This window comes from Asticcacaulis sp. AC460 (assembly GCF_000495795.1).
Lineage (GTDB): Bacteria > Pseudomonadota > Alphaproteobacteria > Caulobacterales > Caulobacteraceae > Asticcacaulis.
Genome location: NZ_AWGD01000056.1, coordinates 1 through 1439 on the forward strand (window position 1 = coordinate 1; position 1439 = coordinate 1439).

A 1439-nucleotide genomic window follows, 5' to 3' on the forward strand; every position below is an offset into this window, starting at 1 on the left:
GAACTGACCCCATAAAGTTGGACGGTTTATGGTCGGGCTAGGCGTTTATGGGCTGAGTTCTGTATTGGACAGGGCTCAGCCCTTTTAGTTTTAGCTTGATACGATCGTGATTGTAATAGTGGATGTAGGTTTTGATGCCGTCTTGCAGGGCTTCGAAGCTGTCAAACTTTTCGAGATAGAAGAACTCAGATTTCAGGACGGCGAAGAAGCTTTCCATGGCGGCATTGTCGATGCAGTTTCCTTTGCGTGACATGCTTTGCACGACCTGGCTTTTCTCGAGTTTTCGTTGATATTCTGGCATCTGATAGTGCCAGCCCTGGTCGGAATGGATTGTGGGTTTCTCGTCCTTTCCGAGTTTTTTCAATGCCATATCGAGCATGTTTCCGACGAGCTTGAAAACAGGATGCCTGGCAGTTTCAAAGGCGATGATTTCTCGATTATAGAGATCCATGACGGGTGAGAGATAGAGTTTTTCGCCAGCTACTTTGAACTCGGTCACATCCGTCACCCATTTTTGGTTGATGCCTGGCGCATCGAACTGGCGCTGAAGAAGATCGGGCACCGTTCGTCCGATAGCCCCTTTGTAGGACTTGTATTTCTTGGCGCGTACCAAGGACTTCAGGCCCATTTGCCCCATCAAACGTTGAACAGTCTTGTGGTTGACGATCGTGCCCAGATGCTTGAGCACAGCGGTAATCCGACGATAGCCATAGCGGCCTTTGTGGCAGTCGTAGACCGTCTGGATGCTCACTCTTGTCCTTGCGTGTTTATCGCCCACAAGAAGCGCTTTCTGCTGATAATAGAAGGTGCTACGTGCCAACCCTGCCAATTTCAGCAGGCCTGCAATCGGGTAATGGGGCCTTAGCTCAAGCACTATTTGCGCTTTTTCGGCGCTCGCTTTGCTTGAACCAAGGCATCCAGTTTTTTTAGGTACGCGTTCTCCATACGCAGGTAGTTCAGCTCAGACAGCAGCTCTTCGCGTGTGCGCTTATCATCATCTGACGACGGCTCGGACTCTGTGCGTCCATGATCTGGCATTGACTTGGGTCGCCCCCTGCGGCGCGGATTCAGAGCATCAGCGCCACCAACACGGTAAAGCCTGTCCCAGTCCCGAAGACATGAAGGATTGCGGATGTTGAATAAGACGGCCGTCTCTCGGCAAGCCAGCTTATTCTCCCACATATGCCTCAGAACAGAAAGCTTGAATGCACCGTCATAGTGGCTGAACTTTTTGCTGATGCCAGCGCTGCCGTGACGGCGATAAAGCGCCACCCAGCTGCGCACCGTCGTGCGGTCGATGCCAAGGGGACGACAGATCGTCTCTAAACTCGACGACCCCGACAGATACGCGTTGATAACCGAAAGCTTGAAAGCCTCAGAATATTTAGACATGGAAAACCCCAAAAGTTGGTGTCCAACTTTTGGGGGTCAGTTCATTT

Annotated in this window: 1 protein-coding gene; it reads right to left on the bottom strand. The window is 51.2% G+C overall.

Annotated features, from left to right (window positions below; all coding sequences use genetic code 11):
- Positions 1 to 37 precede the first annotated feature (37 nt).
- Positions 38 to 1392 (bottom strand): IS3 family transposase gene (locus tag ABAC460_RS49380; RefSeq protein WP_369794150.1). Its coding sequence is split into 2 segments (ribosomal slippage): positions 38 to 921 and positions 921 to 1392, totalling 1356 coding nucleotides; the frame shifts between segments, so codons are not numbered across the junction.
- Between the last annotated feature and the right edge of the window lie 47 nt (positions 1393 to 1439).